Here is a 16,991-nt window from a genome sequence, read left to right as displayed (position 1 = left end):
TCATTGGCGGGTCCGGTCACTCCCATGGGTTTCGCTGACCAACGCCACGGCGTCGTAGGCGTGGAACGCGGACTGGTCGAGGAAGTAGTCTGCCATCCTCATCCGTCGGTAGGTCGCCGCATCCGCCACGGTCGCGGACGCGGCGCGGAGGTCCGCGATCGTGCACATCCGGTCCAGCGGAAACGCCGATTCCAGCGAGTCGTCCTCGGGCGGCGGCAGCGGTGCCTCCCGGAACGGAAAGGCGCCCTGCACCAGCGCCTCTACATCGGACACAGCGGTCTGTCCTTGTCCGGCGGTCACCCCGATGGCGCGATAGTCGTCGCCGAGGGCTGCGGCGAGGTGATATCCGGCTGGGAACAGGTCGGCGCCATTGTCGTGTGGCGCCGGTGCCCGCTGGATGTGCCAGTTGTGCGCCGCGAAGACGATCCGGTTTCCGGGCGTTTCGGCCAGCAGACGCAGTACCGTCTCGGCCATGTAGAGGTCGCGGAAGGTGGATGCCACCTCGATCCCCTCCGTGAGTTGCGACCGGTGCAACTGGTCGATGTACCACGCCCCCCGCAGGTGGTGGGTGGCGAGCGCATGTTCGGCAGCGCGACCCAAGTTGCGTTGGCGGCTGGCCAGGCGCTCCATCCGCGCCAGCAGCTCACTGAGGGCGGCGGTCAGCGTCTCCCGGTCAGGTTCACTCACCGCCGAGTACGCCATCATGGTGGCGAACGGCAGGTCCTGGTGGAACTTCTCCACCACCGCCCGCGCGCGGCCCAGCGGCACGAGCGCGTCGCCGTCGATATCGCGCAGATAGGTCGATACTTCCTCCAGGGCCGGCAAGGGCGACCCCAATGAGCCGGGAACGTCGGCGCCGGCATACCGCACCGATGACTCGGGCCGGCGCTGGTTGTGGGCACGGAGCCAGGTCAGGGCTTCGTATACCTCCGGTGCGTCGCCCAGCGACATGGCGATGCCTTCAGCCGCCACCCGCTCCACCGCGCCGGGGCCTGCCTCCAGCCAGTCGGCGAGAACCCGCCCCTCGCTGAACGGCGCCTCCAGCGCATACACCGTGAACCCGCACCGCTCAACGAGAAACCGCAACAGTCGGTGACGTACCTGGAAGAACTCACGCACATGGTGGGAGCTCTCACCGATCGCCACCACCCGGGCATCCCCAATCATCCGCCGCACCGGCTCCAGCTCCTCCAACGGAGCGTCCAAGTCCAGTGAGGACAGCGCCAGTCCGTTCTCACGAATCCAACCGGTCAGGTTCACGGACCGAGTCATGACTCACCCATCTCTGTCGCGAAAGTGTGCGGTGTACGCCTACGGCTGGTAAGAGTACACGGTACGCTTACGGGCGTGCCTCGACCGCGCTCACTCACCCCCGCCGCGATCGCCCACGCCGCGCTGACAGTCCTCGACCGGGAGGGCACGGCCGGGCTCTCCATGCGCACGGTCGCTGCCCAGCTAGACATGAGCACGATGGCGCTCTACAAGTACGTGACCGGGCGGGAACAGCTGGAGCGGCTGGTCGTGGCGCTGGTGCTCGACCCGGTGGAAGCCGACGTACCCCTCGCTGCCTGTTGGGCCGACCGGGTCACGCTTCTGGTGATGCGCCTGCGAGACGCGGCCAGCGCTCACCCGCACGCGATACCGCTGCTGCTGGCACACAGGCACACCGCGACGAAGTCCCTACGGTGGATGGAGTCCATGCTCGTCGCACTCACCGACGCCGGGTTCACCGGCCGCGAGCGGGTGGTTGCCCAGCGCACCCTCGTCAATTATCTCATCGGCGCGGTTCAAGCGGAGTATCTTGCGTCCCTGGCTGCAGCAGGCACGGAAGCCATGGCAGCCTTGCCCGCCGATACCTTCCCGCATCTTGCCAGCACCGCAAGGGCGGCGCAGGACGTATTGCCCGCCGACGAGTTCCGGCAGGGCCTGGCGATCGTTCTCAACGGACTGACCACTATTCTCCGAAGCTAGCGGCCGCAAGCCCGATGGCAGAGCCTGGGCCGGCGCAACCGCATAATCGCCGCCAGGTATCTATAGACAAACATAGGCACGTCAAGGTCTTCCCGGCACGGGCCGGAAAGACCTCGGCATGGCTCACGGCCTGAACCGGTACCACATTTGGTTGGACTGACTGAGGCCGAGGCAGTCGTACTGCTGTACCGACACGCCGTTACCGGTCGCGCCGTCGCCACCGGTCACGTCGAGACACTTACCGCTGTGCCGGGCGACGAGCTGCAGCTTGACCTTGAAGACGACCATCCGCCACTGCTGATTGGCCGCGGCGGGACCGAGGCAGTCGTACTGCTGTACCGGCACGCCGTTACCGGTCGCGCCGTTGCCACCGGTCACGTCGAGACATTTACCGCTGTGCGCCGCGACGATGTTGTAGTAGTAGTCGCCGCCGACGACGGTCTCGTTCTCAAAACTCCAGACCTGGTTCGTCTGGGCGCTGCCCAGGCAGTCGTACTGCTGTACCGGCACACCGTTGCCGGTGGCATCTGTGCCGCCGGTCACGTCTAGGCACCTGCCGCTGTGCGCGGCCACGAGGTTGCTCGTCACTTGCACGCCAAGCCGCGGTCTGCCGTCGGAGGTCACAGCCTTACCGATCTGCACGGCGCGCCCATCGGCATCGGTTGCCATCAGCACACCGGCCGGCCGTGCCAACGCGGCGGCGCCCATGCCGAAAGCCGCACTGCCCGTCAATGTGCTGACGGCCAAAGCCGCGGCAACTGCGGCCGCCTGGATCGATCGGAGCGGAGAACGCCTCATCATCGTTTTCGCCCCTAGTGCCCTCATCTCCCACCTCGTACATAAATCGACATGCATCCATGCTACTGATGTCGTCGCGGATACGGCTGGCACGGACCACACCATTTGCGACCGCGCCCCGCCTCCACAGTGGACCTCACCCCCGACTGATCAGCACCAACCGGCGTGGATCCGCCGAAGGCGTCGGGAGTGTGGGAGCGGTCGCTGCCACCCACGGAGGAACGTGCACGTCGGCCGCCGGTGATCACCAGCGACGCCCACCGTCCGCTGATCGCCAAGGTCGATGCACATGTCGTACCGGTTCGGATGCTGCGCCTGTGTCGCCGACGCGTTCCAAACCGATCGAGGGGCACGAGGAGCGCGTTGACTACGCCGCTCGCAGTGGTTGCTCCCCCAACCTGGGGTTGCCACGCGTGGGCAAGTCATCAGCTGAGTACGGTCAACGAGTCCGGGCCGTCCACCATCGACAATGGGACGCGTTGGCAGGACACCGGCCCGCCGGACTGCACGCCGCACGCCACAACGAAATCCGACCGTCACTGACCACAGGCGGTTAAGAACAGGCTCATGCCACCCCGACTCCGGCTCGTCGCGCTCCCATACCATTACAGGACGTGATCCATTGGTCCGTTCACGACAGACTGTCCAGGATCGTTCATTCGCAGTTGAGAATTCGACTCCACCGCCTCACCCACGCTGAGGGAGCTTCTCCCAAGTGGTTGGCAAAGGAAGTGAGTGAATCGGCTACGCAAGGTACGGTTGGATTTGCGGTACTGTAACGGTTACAGCGGTAGCTGCGCACTCCTCCACACTTTCCGATGATCCTGTCGGGGACCCCTCGACCGTGATCGATATCGAAGGGGGATGCGAGGATGGGCGAATCCTATCCGTTCCTGATCATTGGCGGCGGTTGCATGCTGTTTGCCACCGTGATGATCCTGTTGCTGATCGTGCTGGGCAGGAAAAGCTCTCGGCGCGAGCGGGAGCGCCTGCAGCGCGTCCACGAGTGGGCCGCCCGTCACGGCTGGACCGTCACCGCGGAGCCGGGCATCGACTGGGCACAACTGCCCCGCGGCGAGCGGAGCTCGGTTTCCCTGCTGTTGTCGACAACGATGTACGGCCGGCACGTTAGCGTGGCCGAGTACTCGTATGTCACAGAGTCGATGGCGGATTCCAAAGGGTCGCGGAGCACCACGACACACCGCCTCATCGTTGCCGCGGTACGGTTCGATGCGGCATATCCCCCGGTAGCCGTCGAGGTGCGAGGTGCGGTGTCCCGGTTCGGTCGGCAGGTGTTCGGTGACAACGCAGCCGCAACGGGCCACGACCCGTTCGACCGGGCGTTCCGGATACAGACCAAGGACCCGCAGTGGGCCCGGACCCTGTTCGGCCCCACGTTGATCGCCGAACACCTCGCCGGCCGGATACCCGTGTGGAGCTTGGCCGGCCATGACTTGCTGACCTGGCAGCGCGGCGCGATCGAGGATCCGGACCAGATCCCGATGCTCGTGACGCCGCTCCTACGTGTGGCCGATCTCCTCGGCCACTGACAGCGACAAAACCGCTGACGGCAACCAAACAGGTGGGCCGTGGTGGAAGGCCCTCCAGCAGGTGTTCTCGACCAGCGTGCAGGGCGTCGAGTCGCTGCCGCCGCTGCTGCCGGACCCGCCGGTGCACGACTCCGGCATGATCGCCGCGCCCAACCCGTCCACGGTCAGGCGGACGACACGACTGGTGTGACGGCCACGGTGTTCAAGGCGCCCTGCTCGCTGCCACGGCCGGACGGGGCGCGGACGGCTGGCTCACCCGGCTGCCGGGAGCTCTGGCCCCACGCTTGTCTCCCCTCAGGTGGGGCCGGCCCGCCGTGTTGCGTCTGGTGGCGGGAAAGCGATAGGCAGACGTGGCCCTCGCTCCCGCACTCGTGACCATCCTGATGGTTGCCGCCCTGCTTCCGGCGGCCGACACCGCCCCAGATCACACGGTCACGACGGTTCACGTGAAAACCGTTGTCGGGCCGCACGACTCGGCGGTCTGCGACGTCGTCGCCGATCTTTACCTCCCGCACACCGCGACACCCGACAATCCCGCGCCTGCCATCCTGACCACTCACGGATTCGGCGGCGCCAAGGATGACGCAAGCCAGCGGGCCACCGGCCGCGCGTTCGCGGCGCAGGGCTATGTCGTGCTGTCCTACTCCGGTCTCGGTTTCGGCGGCAGCGGCTGCAAAATCACCCTCGACGACCCCGCTTGGGACGGCAAGGCCGCCCGCCAACTGGTGGATTATCTAGCGGGTACCGGGAAAGTGCGCCTCGATGGTCCGGGCGACCCCAGGGTCGGGATGATCGGCGGCTCCTACGGCGGCCAGGCACAGTTCGCCGCGGCGGGCATCGACCCGCGCATCGACGCGCTGATACCGCTCATCACGTGGCACGATCTTGCATATTCCTTGGCCCCCAACAACTCCGGTGACGCGCCCGGCGTGCACAAGAAAGTGTGGACGTCGCTGTTCTTCGCCGAGGGCATCAACGACGGCGTGACCGGCGCGCAATACGACCCGGCCCGGCTCGTGGGCTGTCCCAACTTCACCGACGAGGTGTGCGTGGGCAAGGCCCAGCTGGAGGTGCTCGGCTATCCCACGCCCGGGACGACCGCTCTGACGCGACGGGTGTCGGTCGCCTCCTACATCGAGCGCATCTCCGCGCCCACCCTGCTCGTGCAGGGGCAGGCCGACACGCTGTTCAACCTGAACGAGGCGGCGCGAACCTATGCGGCGCTGGCCGAGCGGAGTGTGCCGGTGAAGATGATCTGGCAGTCGTGGGGGCACAGCCAGGGCACGCCCGCGCCGGGAGAGCTCGACCTGTCGCCCGAGGGCCTGCACACCAGCTATCTCGGCCGGCGCTTCCTGGCCTGGTTCGACCACTACCTCAAGGGTCTGCCCACCGACACCGGCCCGCGGTTCGCCTATCACCGCGACTGGTCCAATTCCTATGCCGGCTCGGAGTCCTACCCGGTGGGGCGCCCGCAGTCGCTGCATCTGTCGGGCGATGCGAGCCTGGTGGAGTCGGCGCACGCCGTGCGGGCCGGGAGTCAGGCGTATGCGAACGCGGCCGGCGGGGTGCCCACCAGTTATTCGGAAACCTCGGCACTGCAAGGCAATCGGGTACCTGATCCGCTCGCCGTCCCGTTCGATGCGCCGGGCACGTTCGCGGCGTGGACCAGCCGCCCGCTCGCATCAGAGCTCGTGACCGTCGGCGTGCCCACATTGGACATTCGGTTGGAAAGCCCAGCGGCGGCGCTCACGCAGCGGCTCGGCCCGGCGGGGCAGCTCGTGCTGTTCGCCAAGCTGTACGATGTGGCGCCGGACGGCACGATATCTCTGCGGCACAGGCTGATCTCGCCCGTGCGCGTCGCCGACGTTACCGAGCCGTTGCGCATCGAGCTGCCCGGGATCGCCCAGCGATGGCCGGCCGGGCACCGCATCCGGTTGGTTCTGGCCGCGTCCGACGCCGCATACGCCGGCAATGCCACCGTCCTGCCGGTCACCGTCCGCCTCGGACCCGACCGGCCCGGTGTGCTTCATTTGCCGGTGGTCGGCGGGCCCGCCCGGTTCAGATGACCCGCAGCCCTGCGCCGGCCCCGCCGCAACGATTCCAAGGTGGACAGCGGCCGGTGATGAAGTCCGCACTTTTTGGGTATGCCTACAGGCATGTCCGCCACCACTGGAGTGCAGGCCGTCGCGCGCAGCGGCTGGCTGGAACGGTTGACCCGCGCCGGTTTCCTGGGATACGGCCTCACACACCTGTTACTGGCCTGGGTCGCGCTGCAGATCGCGGCGCAGCGCCCGGCCGCCGACGCTGACCAGTCCGGTGCGCTGCGCCTGCTCGCCGACGACACCCTGGGCAGCATCCTTGTGTTGCTCGTCACGTTGGGCTTCGCCGCCATGGCGCTGTGGCAGGCGCTGCTGGTGGTCGTGGGGCACCGCGAATTCCGCGGCAATCGGCGCCGGTTCGAAAGGCTCGCCTCCGCCGCGCGCACTGTCCTTTATGGATACCTGGGCTGGACCGCATGGAAGGTGTTCAAGGGAGCCGGCGCGGGTGGTGACGCGCAACAGCAGAACGCGTCCGATCTGATGTCGCAGCCCAACGGCACGACCCTCGTGACGCTCGCGGGCGTCGCGCTTGCCCTGTTCGGCGCGGGCCTGATCATCTACGGCTGGCTCGGGCACTTCGTCGACCATATGCGCACCGCCCAGATGGGCGCGCGGATGCGCGACGCGAGCAGGTGGCTCGGCATCGTCGGCTACATCGCCAAGGGCGTGGCCTACGGCGTGGCGGGCGTCCTGCTCGCGATCGCGGGCAGCACCTACGATCCCGCAAAGGCGCGTGGTCTGGATGCGGCCCTGCGCACGCTGGCCGGGCAACCGCACGGCGGCCTCGTACTCACCACGGTCGCCGCCGGTCTCGGTGCGTTCGGCGTGTTCTGCTTCGTCCAGGCGCGGTACCGCAGGGTGTGAACCGTCCTGCGTCGCAACTCGCCTTTGCGGCGGCTACAGCTACGTGCGGCGGCAACCGGCTGGGCGGGAACACGGTTACACGACCGAGGCGACGTGACACGGCACTAGATCACGTCGGGGCCAAGCAGTTCCTCGAGGCAGCCGTAGCTGAATTGGCCGTGTATGGAACCAAAGGGATGCGCGGTGCTAGCGTCCCCGAAATCGAAGAAGCGCAGCCGCCCATCGATGTCGGCGAAGACATGAGTATGACGGCCCGCACCGGGGTGATACCCGGTGCGGGCCGGCGTTGCGGCGGTTTACTTCCAGGTCGCGAGCGCCGCCTTCAGGTGCGGGCGAAGCGTCTCGGCGATGCTTGCCTGCACGGCGGGCCACATGGCGGCGGACTCGGCGTCACAGTTCTTGTCGTCGCCGACGCCGCAGTCGAACACGCCGTCGATGAAGGCGCCGTAGACGAACTTCTTCTCCACGATCGTCCCGTTGGCCTGCTTGAACGGCACTGAGATCATGCCACCGGCCGTGCTGCGCATCAGCAGTGCGGTGCAGCCGGTGTTGTCGCAGGTCGCGCCCTCAGCCGCGTTCGCGTAGCCACCGGGCTTGTACGCGCCCCACAGCTCGGCGGCGAACGCGTTGCGCTGCGCCAAGGTCAGGCCGAGCGCGGCTGCCTCGTCCTTCATCACCGCGGAGAAGATGAACGTGCCGTCGCCGGTGAGCTCGGTGAACTTGTCGCGGGCGGAGCCGGTACCCAGATAAGGGGAGCTGCTTCGGTAGACCGCCTCGTAGAGCTTGCCGGCGTCGACCAGCGTGAGCTCGTTGCTCGCCTTGACTTGGCCCCCAGCCTCCCAGGTACAGCCGATGCGGTGGTTGAGCTGAGTGTCGGTCATGCCCAGCGCGTCGGCCGTGTTGTTGAGCGCGAGCGCGCCGTACCGGTTGTAGATGGCGTCGGTCTTGCGGTTGTCCGACTGTTCCATCATGCCCTTGAGCGTGTTCTCCAGGTTGTCGTTGACCGGCATCGTGGTGATCGGCGTGCCGTCGTCCTTGTACGCGCACCAGCCGGCGTTGTCCGGACCGTTGGGGTTCTTGTACCACGTCACCGGGTTGGTCAGCTGCTCGGAACCGAGGTAGACCCGGCGCATGGCATGGACGTGGTGCAGCGCCTTGAGCATGCTCGCCGGCTCGAACTTGGTGTCGCCGCGCAGCCAGTTGTGCACCGGCCCGTCGACCGCCTTGAGGTAGAACCCGCGCTTGGCGTAACCGGCACCCTGCTCGATGGCGTCGCGCGCCTTGAGCGACGTCGCGTCGAGGTTGTCCACGAAGATCACCGAATACCGGGTCTCGCCGTTGAACGGGAACGGCTTGACGTGGATCGGCCGCAGGCCCTTCTGCGCCTGCATGTCCACCACCGCTTGCGCTGTCAGGTTCGGGTGCCACGACCAGTACGCGTGATCGTTCTTGACCAGCACGGCCGACCACTTGCCGTCCGCGTGCCGCTCCACGTCGACCAGGCGGGCGCTGTGCTGGCCAATCAGGTCACCGACCTCGGCAAGGGTCTTGCCGAACACCGTCCACGACTGCTTGTAATCGACGCCGGTGTTGGGGATCATCACGACGTCGTACCGATCGCCCGACACATGATCGATATCTATGATTCGCCCGCCGAGCTCGGCGAGCTTGGTGTTGATATGGCTCTCGGTGCTGTTGATGTACCACTTGTAGTTGTGCCAGTTGCTCGCCGGGTTGTCCACCCACGCGGCCGCGAAGCGAGTCTGTCCATTGACGACATACCGCTCGAGGTCGAGCAGCCGCTTGCCGTTGAGCTTGTCCAGCAGCGTGTCCACGGTCTCGTCGGTCGTCCAGGATGCGCTGCCCGACACACCCCGCTGGTAGACGCCCGAGTTGTGCACCATGGTCGCGGCGAAGTTGTCCGGCCCGATCACCTCGATACCGATGACGCGCATGTTGTACTGGTTGGACCAGCTGTCGATCGTGGCCTTGTTCGTCGACAGGTACCAGCCGAACCCGGTCGGGGTGGCGGAGTACCGCTCAGGGTCGATGACGGTGGCGGCGGAGGCCGGTGTGGTCGCACCGAGCACCATTCCGGCGGCGAGGGCGGCGGTGAGCCCCGCGTTGATCAGTGTTCTCATTCGCATGGCATCAGCTTCGCGGCGGACCCTCAAGGTGCCTCAAACTGTTCTCAAAGAACGTTGTTCAGGACCTGACACAGCAGAAGAGGTAGTAGATGGAGCCGGGATCGGACCGCAGACTCTCCCGGCGGTGCACGCTGGTCACGGCCGCCGCGGGCTACGGCAAGACCACGGCGGTCAGGGATCGGCTGCGCGGCGCCGCCGTCCGCTGGCACGATGAGTCGCTTTTGCGTCAGGCCGGCCCGGTGCTCGTCCCGGCGGGTGAGCCGCTGTGGCTCGTGACCGATGAGGTGTCCAGGTTGGACATTGACCGGGTGGTGGAGTTCGCCGATGGGCTCCCGGCCGAGTGCCGGCTGGTCGTCATCGGACGGGTGCCGGTGCAAGGACGGCTCGCCCGGTGGCGGGCCCGCGGCCTGCTTGCCGAGCTGGGCCCCGGCGACCTCGCGCTGACGCGATCGCAGGTCGAGGCGCTGTTGCGGCACGAGTACCGCGTGGGCGAGGCCGACCTGGTGTGGGCCTGGACGGCGGGATGGCCGGCGCTGGTGCACCTGGCCGGGCAGGCACTGGCTCGCCCCGACCGGCCGGCGTCGCCACAGGCGCTGCTCGGCTGGATGACCGCGAGCGACACCCCGATCGCCGACTTCTTCGAATCCGAGGTGCTGGAGGGCCTGGCGCCTGAGGTACTCGGGTTGCTGGCCGACGCGGCGTACCTCGACCCGGTCACCGCCGACCTTGCCGCATGGCTCGGCCATCAACCGTCCGAAGTGGATATGCTGTACCGGATCGGGCTCCTGCGGGCCGCCGCCGAGCCAGGGTCCTACCGCATGCCGCCGCTGCTCGCCAAATACCTGCGAACGCGGTCGGGCGGCACGGGCCAGGACCTTCTCGCCCGAGCCGCCTCCTGGTACGCCGACCACGACCTGCCGCTCGCAGCAGTGGAGGCGTACTGCGCGGCGGGTCTGACGGGCGAGGCCATGGATCTCGTGTGCGCCCGCGGCGACAGCATCCTGGCGGCCGGCGGTGCCACCGCTGTAATCAAAGTCGCCGAGCGTGTGCCCGCACGGCATCGCCCGCCGGTGCTTAAAGTGGTGCACGCGCAAGCGCTTTACACCACCGGCGAGAGTGCCGCAGCGCTGCGCATGGTGGCCGAGTTCGCCGGTGACGATGGCCACGGTGTGGACCCGGCGCTCGCCTGGCGGGCCGCAAGCCTGCACTATCTCAGCGGCGACCCCCGGACCGCACTGTCCATCCTGGACCGTGCGCACCTCGACGGCGATCCGGCCGACCTGGCGCGCCTGCACTCATGGGCCGCGACCGTCCATTGGCTGTTGGGCAACATGCCGGCTTGCGCTCACGCCGCCGAGCAGGCGATGTCGCACGCCCTGAGCGCCGGAGCACCGGATGCCATGGCAGCCGCCTATGTCGCCAAAGCGTTGCACGCCAAGCTCGCGGGCGATCCGGAGGGCAATGGCGAGCACTACGACCGCGCGCTCACCCACGCCGAACGAGCGCGCGACGTCGTTCAAGTCACGCGGATCAGATCCAACCGGGCATCGCGCCTGATCGACGACGCCCGGTTCGCCGAGGCCCTGTCCGAGGTGCAGCCGGGTGCCCGCCTGGCCGAGGCCATCGGTCACCTGCCGATGCAGGCCCTCGCCCTGGTCAACGAGGGCGAGGCGCTGGCCGGGCTCGGGCGGCTGGATGAGGCGCTGGCCGCGTTCGAGCGGTCGGTGTGGCTATACCGGCGCACGGGTTCGCAGATGGTGGCCTATCCCTTGCTGGGGGTTGCCGGCATTCAGCGCCGCCGCGGCCGCAGAGTCGAGGCGGAAACCGCGTATGAGGAGGTCATCCGGATCGCCGAGGCCGCCGACGATCGGCAGGCGCTCGTGCCCGCGCTGGCCGGGCTGACCAAAGTCGTTGCGGCGCACGACACCCAAGCCGCACTCCGCCACGCCGAACGAGCGCTCGCCGTCGAGCCCGACTCGACCGTGGCCACGCTGGCACTCGGCTGGGCCAAACTCGCCACGGCCGAGGTGGATCGCGCTGCCGAACTCGCCGCCCAAGCCGCGCGCAGGGCACGCCAGCTGCGCGAGCGTGCCCTGCTGCCGGAGGCGCTGGAGCTGATGGGAAGCGCGGCACAGAGCCCGGCCCTGGCACGCAAGGCATGGCGGGAGGCGCTGGCCCTATGGCAGGCGGCCGACGCGCAACTCGACGCCGACCGGGTCGCCGCCACGCTCGGTGTGCTGCCGGGTGCCTCCGCCGACGACCGGATCGCCGCCAAACTCGCCGAGTCACGGCTGGCCGCCCGCGGTGTGGACTGGACGCCCGCCGGCGCACCGCCCTATCGGGTGTTGGTGCGCACCTTCGGCCGGTTCGAGGTCAGCACCGGCTCGGGTGACATCGTCGTGTGGCAGTCGCGCAAGGCCCGTGACCTTCTGCGCATTCTCGTGGCCCGGCGAGGCAGACCGGTACCAAGGGAAGAGCTGGGCGAAATGCTGTGGCCAGACGAGAATCCGGCGAAGGTCGCGCACCGCCTTTCCGTGGCGCTGTCAACGGTGCGCGGCGCGCTCGACGCGGGTCGGCGCATGCCCGCCGACCACTTCCTGCAGTCGGGGCAGGGCAGCGTCGCGCTCGACACCGTACGCATCGACATCGACCTGGAGGACTTCTTGCTGGCGGTCGAGCACGGGCTGCGGCTGGTCCGGGAGGGCGAAACGGAGCAGGCGCGGCTGGTGCTTCGCGACGCGCAAAGGCTCTACACCGGCGACTTCCTCGGCGACGAACCGTATGACGACTGGGCCATCCCGGCGCGTGAGGAGGCACGCGCAACGTACCTTCGCGTATTGCGAACACTTGTCGACCTCGCTCAGGAGTGCGGGGACACCGCTGACGCGGTAACCCACCTGCACCAGATCCTGCAACTTGACGCATACGACGAGAACGCCCACCTGGCCCTGATCGACCTGCTGACGCGGTACGGATGGCACGGCGAGGCACGACGTGCGCAGGCCCGGTATCGACAGGCGATGGGCGAACTGCCGCCCGTTTCCGCGCTATCGCGTTGATCACCGATCCTCCGGACCGCGCCTCGCTTCGCCACGTCGGCCTCACCCTGCAGGATCGAGCGGAAACCTGCCGGGACCAGGGTCTGATCGTCAGCGAGGACCACCCTGATCACGCGGTCCCGCCCTTGGCCGGCGTCGCGTGACCGGAGGAACGGAGGTCGCTGCCGCCAGTGCCCGGGGTAACGCTCTCCGGCTGCCTGAAACCGGTCCGGCCGACGCTCGGACCGGTTTCTGTTGACATTTAGATGTCCGGCGATAACGATTGCTGATACATCTCAATGTGAGCGCTAACAGTGTTGGGGCGGCGGGGCCGACCGCGACCCGGGCGGCCCGACGATCGAGGAGGCATGTGATCACGCCGCGCCGACAGGCGCGGAGAACCGCGTGCGCGTCGCGGCCACCCCGTTACGCCAGACCGCGAACGGATGACGACCACGTCCCGCCATCCGCGATCCGCGTGTTCTGCACGCACGCATAGCCGCTGCGCGTAGCGCAAAGACCCCATCGGTGAGCTGACCGCCGCTGAGACCGTTAGGAGATAGGAGCTTCGTATGCGGAAGTCTTTGAAGCGACCAGGTGCGGCCCTGCTGGCCGCCTCGATTACCTTGGCCGCACTCCTTGTCAGCGCCCCCCGCCCGGCGGTCGCACTGAGTGGCACGGCCAACTACACGCCGGCTGAAAGCAACATCTCGGGCAAGTACTGGGTGTCGGCGACGGCATCCAGCGGTGACGCGAGTCTCGCGCTGGACGGCTCGGCGGCGACAGCCTGGGTGGCGACCTCGCAGCCCGCCACACTCACCGTCGATCTGGGCGGCGCCTACGACGCGATCCACAAGGTGGAGACGGTCTTCGCGAGCAACCGGACGGTGTACAAGTATCAACTGCAGGGCTCGAGGAGCGGGAACGACTGGACGGTGTTGGCTGACCGGGGGAACAACGCCCGGCCGGGTGGCGTCTTCACCGATGTCTTCGACTTCGAAGGCCTGCGCTACCTCCGACTCGTGATCAACGAGGGCTCGCCCGTTGGTGTGCGCGAGTTCAACATCTTCAATTATCTGCGCCCCGACATGGACAACGGCTCCGACACGTCCGAGCAGGGCGGCAACACCACGGCCTACTACTACAACGCCGGCAACAACCCACGGGTCCCCGGCGTCCGCGGCGGCAAGTTCACCGACCCCGGATCCATAGAGAACGGTAACAACTTCTTCGGCCTGACGAAGGATCTCGGCTGGGATACGATCCGCCTGCGCGTCTGGAACGAGCCGAAGAACGAGAGCACCGGCGGCGCGAGCACGGGTGCGGGCAACAGCTCGCCGGCGAACACCCGTCGGGTTGCGAAAGCGGTCATCGGGGCCGGGCAGAAGCTTGCGATCGATCTCCATTACGCCGACAGCTGGGCCGATCCGCAGAACCAGCCGAAGCCTTATGCCTGGGCGGATCGCTCGTTCGACGCTCTCGTGCAGACCACCTACCAGTGGACCTACGATTTCGTCAGCAGCCTGGTCGCCCAGGGGACGACCCCTGACATCGTCCAGTTGGGCAACGAGGTCACGAACGGCATGATGTGGGGCCGGGAATACGATGCAATCACGCCGTACGTCCATCACCACCACTACTACACGTCGGGTCGTTACCGGCTCGCGCCGGGTGGCGGCGTGAAGTGGATGAAGTACGAAGAAGCCAGAGGCGATACCAACTCGGCGGCATACCAGGAATTCCTGCGCTCGATCAACAATCTCGCCCGGCTGGTCGATGCCGGGAACCGCGCGATCAAACAAGTCAACGCGACCAGAGGCACGCACATCCAGAGCATGCTGCATTTCGCGTTCAACGTCATCGAGCAGACGCCGACCGGCAAGGTGGTCCTTGACCCCAACCAGGTTTTTGCCAGGGTGATGACGCTGATCAATGCGCTTTCCGGTGAGCTCAACAATATGAGCGGTATGGTCGAGCGGATCGGCCTGTCCTACTACCCGGACTGGCACGGGAGCTACGCGGTCTTGCAGCGCAATCTCGTTGAGATCTCCAAGGTTCTGCCAGGCGTGAAGCTCAATATCGCCGAGATGTCTCCGCCGTCGAGTGGCAGGGTCACCGATCCCCTATCCGATCCGAACCATCCGGTTGGCTTCACCTATACGGTGCAGTCGCAGGGGGACGACACGATGGCCGCCATGAAGACGATCAACGACATACCCAACAACGCGGGCACCGGTGTGTGGCCGTGGGCCGGCACCAACGTCTTCGCAACGGGGTCCGGTGCAAACGGCACGCTGCGCGCCTCCTTCAAGGTCTGGAACGACGCATTCGCCAAGAACGTCGTTGAGAGCCACGTCTTTGCCGCGACGCGGGCGCGGGTGGCTCCCACGCTCCCCACCACCGTGACAAGCCTCGACCTGCGCACGGGTGTCCGCTCGACTGTCAGGGTCACCTGGAGTGCCATCAACCCGGCCAGCTACGCCACGCCAGGCACCTTCACCGTGAGCGGCACCGCAACCATCACCAACCTCGGCAGCGGTAAAGGCAAGGCGATGACGGCCGTGAAAGCAACAGTCGAGGTCACATAGCCCCATGTTCATCGGGGCTGAACAGTCGGCACCAGCGGGTAGCGCTCGGCCGGCTGTTAACACAGCTCATTGTTAGATCAGACAACAGCCTCTTTTGGCGGGTCCTGCCGCCACTCCCCTTTGGACCGACGACGACGTCAACCAGGAGCCCAACAGGCAGAACGTTTCAACGGTGTGCAACCGAGCAGCGAGCCGATGGCGCATGCGTTGCGTGTTTGGCCCCGTCGGCGCGCTCGACATCGGAACACCGATCGCTTGAGATCGAGGAGAAGTGTATGAATGTGACAACTGAACGGCCTGCGCGCCGGTCTCGCTGGCGTGCCGGATTTGTTGTGGGCGTTACCGCTGGCCTGGTCGCCGCCGGGGCGACGGTCGGTTTGCCGGAGGCGTCGGCCGCGACGACGCGGTATGAGGCGGAGACCTCCCCGGCCACCTGTGAGGGGACGATCGACTCGGATTGGTCCGGGTACTCCGGAAGCGGGTTTTGTAACACGAACAACGCGACTGGGGCCGCCGCGCAGTTCACGGTGAACGTTGCCGCGGCCGGCAGTGTCACGCTCGGGATCCGGTTTGCCAACGGCACCACCACCGCCCGTCCGGCGAGCCTGGTGGTCAACGGGACCACGGTGCAGACGCCGTCGTTCGAGGGCACCGGTGCGTGGAGCACGTGGGTCACCAAAACCCTGACCGTGAACGCGAATGCGGGGAGCAACACGATCCGGTTGGCGGCGACCACGTCCAGCGGTCTGCCCAATGTGGACCATCTCGAGGTCGGTGCCGGCGGCGCGACGTTCACCAACCCGGTGGTGGGTACCCCGAACAGCGCCGACCCGACGTTGGTGTTCCACAACGGGTTCTACTACTACGTCGCCACGACCTGGACCTCCAATGTGGTGATGCGCCGCTCACCCACCATCGCCGGGCTGCGTACCGCAGCGGAGCAGATAGTCGTGCGCACCGGCGGGAACACGATGTGGGCCCCGCACCTGGAACTCATCAACAACCGGTGGTACCTGTACTACTCCGTCGAACAAGGCAGTCTGCCCCGGCGTACGCATGTCGCCGAAAGCGCAGGATCCGACCCGCTCGGCCCGTACACCATCCGCGGGATCCTCAACCTGATGCCCAACAACGGCTGGGCCATCGACGCCGCCCCGATCCGGCTGAACAACACCCTGTACATGACGTTCTCGGCGTTCGGCACGGACAGGTTGCAGTCACTGTTCATCGCACCGATGACCAACCCGTGGACAGCCGCAGCATTCGGAACCCGGATCTCGGCCCCGACGCTGGCCTGGGAACGGCAGGAGGGCGCCGTCAACGAAGGGTCGTTCCTGTTGCAGCACAACGGCCGCACGTTCCTGACCTACTCGGCCAGCTACTGCGGCGGACCGAACTACAAGATCGGCATGCTGGAGTACCGCGGCGGCGACCCACTGGCCGCCTCGTCCTGGACGAAGTTCCCCAACCCGATCTTCCAGCGCAACGACGCGAACGGGGTCTACGGCCCCGGCCACCACTCGTTCTTCACCTCACCCGACGGCACCGAGACCTGGATCGCGTACCACGCCAACAGCTCGGCGACGCAGGGCTGCGGCACGACGCGCACCACGCGAGCACAAAAGGTCAACTGGAACGCCGACGGCACACCGAACCTCGGTGTACCGGTGCGGACCGGTGTCGCCCTCCCCGTACCGTCTGGCGAATAACCCTCCGCAAGGCCTTTGACGGCAGGTTCCGGGAGTTGGCGGTGGCGCTCAGATCACCACCAGCTCCCGGACGAACGGGCCGCCCAGGTGCCGCGACCGCACCGGCTGCCCAGGACAGACACGGCAAATTGCCAGCTGCGCATCGCCCCTCTCAGGCCCTGGCGACAGATGCAAGCGTTTACTGCATCGTGGGGAATGTAAAAGCTCTGCCGGGCTCGGCGAGGCGT

Annotated in this window: 11 protein-coding genes; 8 read left to right on the top strand and 3 right to left on the bottom strand. The window is 67.1% G+C overall.

The annotated features are described in order from the left end of the window. Window positions 1-1,272: an erythromycin esterase family protein gene (locus DM816_RS03475; RefSeq protein WP_117208585.1), complete on the bottom strand. Its 1,272-nt coding sequence runs from the start codon at window positions 1,270-1,272 to the stop codon at window positions 1-3. Between the two features lie 75 nt (window positions 1,273-1,347). Here DM816_RS03475 and DM816_RS03470 point away from each other — a divergent pair, with 75 nt between their 5' ends. Then, complete coding sequence (locus DM816_RS03470) at window positions 1,348-1,971, top strand: TetR/AcrR family transcriptional regulator (RefSeq protein ID WP_117208584.1); 624 nt, start codon at window positions 1,348-1,350, stop codon at window positions 1,969-1,971. Window positions 1,972-2,094: 123 nt separating this feature from the next. On the opposite strand, the gene DM816_RS03465 is transcribed toward DM816_RS03470, so the two are convergent. Continuing rightward, entirely contained in the window at window positions 2,095-2,679 is a 585-nt protein-coding gene (locus DM816_RS03465; RefSeq protein WP_162907061.1) for an RICIN domain-containing protein, read from the bottom strand. 962 nt (window positions 2,680-3,641) lie between these two features. Between DM816_RS03465 and DM816_RS03460 the strand changes: the two genes are divergently transcribed. From DM816_RS03460 to DM816_RS03445, 4 genes are all read left to right on the top strand, one after another. Beyond that, window positions 3,642-4,319 (top strand): hypothetical protein, encoded by a 678-nt coding sequence (locus DM816_RS03460; RefSeq protein WP_117208582.1) that lies wholly within the window; start codon window positions 3,642-3,644, stop codon window positions 4,317-4,319. 61 nt (window positions 4,320-4,380) lie between these two features. Then, the gene (locus DM816_RS45120; RefSeq protein WP_281274286.1) at window positions 4,381-4,509 is read left to right on the top strand and encodes a hypothetical protein; all 129 of its coding nucleotides are present in this window, start codon (window positions 4,381-4,383) and stop codon (window positions 4,507-4,509) included. 160 nt (window positions 4,510-4,669) lie between these two features. After that, window positions 4,670-6,385 (top strand): CocE/NonD family hydrolase, encoded by a 1,716-nt coding sequence (locus DM816_RS03450; RefSeq protein WP_211588530.1) that lies wholly within the window; start codon window positions 4,670-4,672, stop codon window positions 6,383-6,385. 90 nt (window positions 6,386-6,475) lie between these two features. Then, on the top strand, window positions 6,476-7,282 hold the full coding sequence (locus tag DM816_RS03445; protein WP_246001487.1) for a DUF1206 domain-containing protein: 807 nt from the start codon (window positions 6,476-6,478) through the stop codon (window positions 7,280-7,282). A 296-nt stretch (window positions 7,283-7,578) separates the two neighbouring features. On the opposite strand, the gene DM816_RS03440 is transcribed toward DM816_RS03445, so the two are convergent. Next, the gene (locus tag DM816_RS03440; RefSeq protein WP_117208579.1) at window positions 7,579-9,429 is read right to left on the bottom strand and encodes a serine hydrolase; all 1,851 of its coding nucleotides are present in this window, start codon (window positions 9,427-9,429) and stop codon (window positions 7,579-7,581) included. 89 nt (window positions 9,430-9,518) lie between these two features. Here DM816_RS03440 and DM816_RS03435 point away from each other — a divergent pair, with 89 nt between their 5' ends. From DM816_RS03435 to DM816_RS03420, 3 genes are all read left to right on the top strand, one after another. After that, window positions 9,519-12,488 (top strand): ATP-binding protein, encoded by a 2,970-nt coding sequence (locus DM816_RS03435; protein WP_117208578.1) that lies wholly within the window; start codon window positions 9,519-9,521, stop codon window positions 12,486-12,488. Between the two features lie 551 nt (window positions 12,489-13,039). Continuing rightward, complete coding sequence (locus DM816_RS03425; protein ID WP_117208577.1) at window positions 13,040-15,055, top strand: glycosyl hydrolase 53 family protein; 2,016 nt, start codon at window positions 13,040-13,042, stop codon at window positions 15,053-15,055. Window positions 15,056-15,387: 332 nt separating this feature from the next. Then, window positions 15,388-16,764, top strand: a complete 1,377-nt coding sequence (locus DM816_RS03420) for a family 43 glycosylhydrolase (protein WP_162907060.1) — start codon at window positions 15,388-15,390, stop codon at window positions 16,762-16,764. Window positions 16,765-16,991: the final 227 nt, after the last annotated feature.

The organism is Allorhizocola rhizosphaerae (assembly GCF_003426775.1).
Classification (GTDB): domain Bacteria; phylum Actinomycetota; class Actinomycetes; order Mycobacteriales; family Micromonosporaceae; genus Allorhizocola; species Allorhizocola rhizosphaerae.
Note: the sequence above shows the minus strand (reverse complement) of the source record. Positions and strands in the feature narration are given on the sequence as shown.

Excerpts from the sequence above, each read along its gene's own strand:
- DM816_RS03475 (WP_117208585.1), bottom strand. The coding sequence starts at position 1,272 with ATGACTCGGTCCGTGAACCTGACCGGTTGGATTCGTGAGAACGGACTG.
- DM816_RS03465 (WP_162907061.1), bottom strand. The coding sequence starts at position 2,679 with ATGGGCGCCGCCGCGTTGGCACGGCCGGCCGGTGTGCTGATGGCAACC.
- DM816_RS03460 (WP_117208582.1), top strand. The coding sequence starts at position 3,642 with ATGGGCGAATCCTATCCGTTCCTGATCATTGGCGGCGGTTGCATGCTG.
- DM816_RS03445 (WP_246001487.1), top strand. The coding sequence starts at position 6,476 with ATGTCCGCCACCACTGGAGTGCAGGCCGTCGCGCGCAGCGGCTGGCTG.
- DM816_RS03440 (WP_117208579.1), bottom strand. The coding sequence starts at position 9,429 with ATGCGAATGAGAACACTGATCAACGCGGGGCTCACCGCCGCCCTCGCC.
- DM816_RS03435 (WP_117208578.1), top strand. The coding sequence starts at position 9,519 with ATGGAGCCGGGATCGGACCGCAGACTCTCCCGGCGGTGCACGCTGGTC.
- DM816_RS03425 (WP_117208577.1), top strand. The coding sequence starts at position 13,040 with ATGCGGAAGTCTTTGAAGCGACCAGGTGCGGCCCTGCTGGCCGCCTCG.